The organism is Deinococcus sp. (assembly GCF_018260405.1).
GTDB lineage: Bacteria > Deinococcota > Deinococci > Deinococcales > Deinococcaceae > Deinococcus.
In genome coordinates this window covers 1-3,633 of sequence record NZ_JAGLBG010000150.1, presented here as the reverse complement: position 1 = coordinate 3,633, position 3,633 = coordinate 1, and the positions used below count along the sequence as shown (strand labels likewise).

Below are 3,633 nucleotides of genomic sequence, written 5' to 3'. Positions count from 1 at the left end.
CGACACTTCCGCAACGTCACCGGTCATACGAGGGGTTATTTCGACGAAATGCGGGAGTAACCGACTGTGTGGCTGCAGGTTCGGGTTCGGGTCTGGCTCCCTGCCCGCGCCCCGGTTCCAGCACCTGCTGGTAGACTTCCAGCACCTGCTCGGCCACGCCGCCGGGGGTAGTGCGCCTGCCAAATTCACGGGCGTGCTGCGATAGCTGTGACCAGAGTTGCGGGTCGGCCAGCAGTTCGCGCGAGTGCCGCGCCAGGGCCGCCACATCGCCCGGCGCAACCAGATACCCGCTGTAGCCGCCCTGCACGCCGCTGAGGGTGCCGCGTGCGCCCACCGCTACCACCGGCACGCCCATCAGCTGCGCTTCTTGCAGCACCAGCCCCTGCGTTTCGGTATCGGAGGCGAACAAGAACAGTTCGGCGAGTCGGTAGTACGCCCCGATTTCGGTCCAGGGACGCACGCCCACGAAGGTCACTCGGTCCTGCACGCCCAGCCGTCCGGCCTGATGTTCCAGGTTGAAGCGCTCGGGGCCTTCGCCCAGCACGACCAGATGGGCGCTGGGCAACTCGGCCAGCGCGTCGATAACCAGATCGAAGCGTTTTTCACGGGCCAGCCGCCCCACCGTCAGGATGCGGCGCGTGCCGGGCGGCCACGGACTGTGAATTGGGGGGGCACTCTCTAGCACACGCGGATCGACACTGGTCGGAATAACCACCGGGTTTTTGACTCTGGCTTCCTTTAGGACGTCCATCATGCCGGAGGTCGGGGTAATCACGGCGTCGGCCTTGCCATAAAACTGGTCGATAAAACGCGGAATGAGGTGCGTGGCGCGGTCTACTGCGGGAAGTCCGGGCACATAGTGCGTGTAGGCCGACAGGTGAGTGTGGTAGGTCGCCACGTGCGGCGTACGCCATTTGCGGGCCAGCCGCGCTCCGGCCAGTCCCAGGGTGAGCGGCGTGTGGGTATGCACCACGTCGTAGGTCAGCTCGAAATCCTTGCGGGTGGGCCAGGCCAGGCGGTAGGTGGGCAAAAAAGTGTAGCGGATGCTGGAAACGCGCCGCACGTCCAGCCGGGTGTCCCAGAAGTCGGGAAAATCCGGGGCGACCACCTCGACGAAATGCCCCCGCGCCCGCAGTTCGTCGCTCAGGAGGCATACGCTGGTCACGATGCCGTTCTGGTCGGGCAAAAACGTGTCGGTGAACAGCCCGATACGCAGCGGCTTCACGTGCCTGCACCTCCGAGATGGTCTGATGAAACTGGAAGCATCTGTGGCCTAGCATACGATGAACCAACATGAGAGGAACACGAGGCCGCCCGCGCCGCTCGGGGGCCAGCCATGGGGGATATCCAGGGGGTAGATTCAGCCCTGATGACATCTTCTGTACCTTTTCGGGTATGGCCCCTCCTGATGCGGGCCGGAGCCTTCGGAACGCTGCGCGGCGGGCATCCCGGTGATCCGGGCGTGGGCCTGACTATTGCCGTTCAGACGGCTGCCGAACTTCAGCGGGTGCTGGGCGAGCTGGGGGCCGTCAAGGCGACGGTGCTGGTGCCCGCCGACTTTGCCGACATGGAGTTGCTGGAGCAGGCCAGCGCCGCCGGGCACGAGGTCGCCGGAAGGGGCACGCCGCGCAACTTTGCCGCGCTGGAAGTCGCCGCCCGGCAACCGCTGAAGCACTGGGCACCTGATCTGGCCCGCGCTGACCGGGCCGACCTGCGGGCGCTGGCTCAGGCTGGCCTTCGCCCCTTACCCGAACCCGCCGCCGCCGCGCTGCCGGGCGCAATTCTGGAAGTCAGCCCCGAACAACTGGCCGAAAAACTGGCGGAACTCGAACGCCTGGGCTATCAGCCCCGGCCCGTGCGTGAACTGCTGGAACTGCGCCCGGCCACGCCCCGCGACCTGCTCGAGCATATCTATCAGCGGGTGGTAGAAGACCAGTATGCCCAGCGGGAGGGCCTGATCGACCTGTCGCAACGCTTCGACGCCATGATGCGTGTGGCCCCGCTTGACCACGCGCCGGAGCCGTTGCCGCTGCCACGCGGCACGCCCACCGCCGAGCTGCACCTGAATTCCGGGCGGCTGGTCGGGCTGGCGTCCAAGCAGTGGCTGGGCACCTACCGGGCCTACCAGCGCAGCCTGAAGGATGTGGCCCAGGCGCTGGAAACGCACCCGGAATTGCACTCGGCGCAGGCGGTGTTTGCCGTGACCCTGTTTCACAGACCCCTGGAAAAGTCAGGCTTTACCCTGCTGGACTTACCGCCGCTGCGGGCACGCTGGTACGGGCTGGGCTTCCGGGTGCTGCGGCTGGCCTACGGCACCCAGCGCCGGGCCAGCGACGAGACGCCCAAGATGGCCTGGATGCCCCGCGAGGAGTTTCTGAAGAAGTTTGGCTGATACGGACTGCCGATTGAACCGGGCAGTTTCAATTCAGTCCAAGCGGGGGCAAGGAGGAAAGATACGGATTTCGTGGTAATACGGATTCCAATTGATTCGGTGCAGTTCCGAATCAGTCTAAGCGGATGCGAGTAGCAACAGCATACGGATTCCGCGGTATGGAGCCGCAGGCGGCGCTTTTCCGACTGTGGTGGAATTTAGCGGAATCCGTATAAGAAGCCGCAGTGCGGATGAGAAAAAGTTCGGCTGGGTAGGTCTGAAGTCTGCCTACTGTCTACCCCGGTAAGGTGAACACCAGCGCCGTGCCCTGCCCCGGCGCACTCCCGATATTCAGGTCACCGCCTGCCAGCTGCGCCCGCTCCCGCAGTCCGATCAGGCCCAGGTGTCCGGCCTGCACCTGGGCCTGCGCTTCCTCGGGGGTAAACCCGCGCCCGTCGTCGGAAATGGCGACCTGCACCCCGCTCTCACTGAACGCGACCCGGATGGCCGCTGTATGCGCCCCGGCGTGCTTGTCCACGTTGTTCAGGGCTTCTTGCACCAGCCGGAACACCGTCAGTTCGGTGGCCGGGGGCAGGCGGCGTTCCTGACCGCTGACCTCCAGGCGGGTGGCGGTCAGGGCCTGGGTGGCTAGCCATTCCAGGGCCGGAAGCAGCCCCAGGTCGTCTAGGACACTGGGGCGCAGGTTCCGCGCGAAGCGGCGCACGCCGTCGATGGCGGCGTTCAGGTCGAGCAGAATGTCGTCGGCGCGGGCTTTGCGTTCGCCGTCTAGCTCACGGGCCAGCCGGGACACACGGCGGCTGGTGGCAATCAGCACCTGCGCCGTGTCGTCATGCAGCTCGCGGCTGATGCGGCGGCGTTCTTCCTCCTGGGCCTGGGTAAACAGCGTCAGGTAGCTACGCAATTCCAGCGTGCGCGAGGTCGCGGCTTCCAGTGCCTGCCCGCGCCGGGTGATTTCCTCGGCCAGCGTCTGCAATTCCGAGAGGTCGCGGGCCACCAGCAGCACCCCATCACTGCTTCTGGGGTCGGGGCCAGAGCCGCTGCCAGGCGCGCTGCCGGGGCCGACCGCACTCAGGCGCACTTCCAGGCGGTACGGGCCGACCTGAATCTCGGCGCGTCCGCCCGCGCTCCGGGTAAAAGCGTCGTCCCAGGCGGCCAGCAGCGCCGGGCGGGTGGCGGGGGTCGGCAGGCTCAGCAGGTCGGCCCCCACCAGCGGCCCGGTCAGCGGCTCCAGCAGCTTTTGC

3 protein-coding genes are annotated in these 3,633 nt (G+C 66.4%); 1 reads left to right on the top strand and 2 read right to left on the bottom strand.

Going from position 1 to position 3,633, the window contains the following annotated elements; genetic code table 11:
- Positions 1–16: 16 nt before the first annotated feature.
- Positions 17–1,225, bottom strand: coding sequence for a glycosyltransferase family 4 protein (locus QZ269_RS12360; protein WP_291427009.1), 1,209 nt, complete (start codon positions 1,223–1,225; stop codon positions 17–19).
- Positions 1,226–1,369: 144 nt separating this feature from the next.
- Between QZ269_RS12360 and QZ269_RS12355 the strand changes: the two genes are divergently transcribed.
- Positions 1,370–2,392, top strand: coding sequence for a Sectered polysaccharide deacetylase (locus QZ269_RS12355; protein WP_291427008.1), 1,023 nt, complete (start codon positions 1,370–1,372; stop codon positions 2,390–2,392).
- A 274-nt stretch (positions 2,393–2,666) separates the two neighbouring features.
- On the opposite strand, the gene QZ269_RS12350 is transcribed toward QZ269_RS12355, so the two are convergent.
- On the bottom strand, positions 2,667–3,633 hold a 967-nt coding region (locus QZ269_RS12350), incomplete at its 5' end, for a sensor histidine kinase (RefSeq protein ID WP_291427007.1).

Bases quoted from the DNA above. Each gene is read 5' to 3' on its own strand.
- QZ269_RS12355 (WP_291427008.1), top strand. From the start codon at position 1,370: ATGACATCTTCTGTACCTTTTCGGGTATGGCCCCTCCTGATGCGGGCC.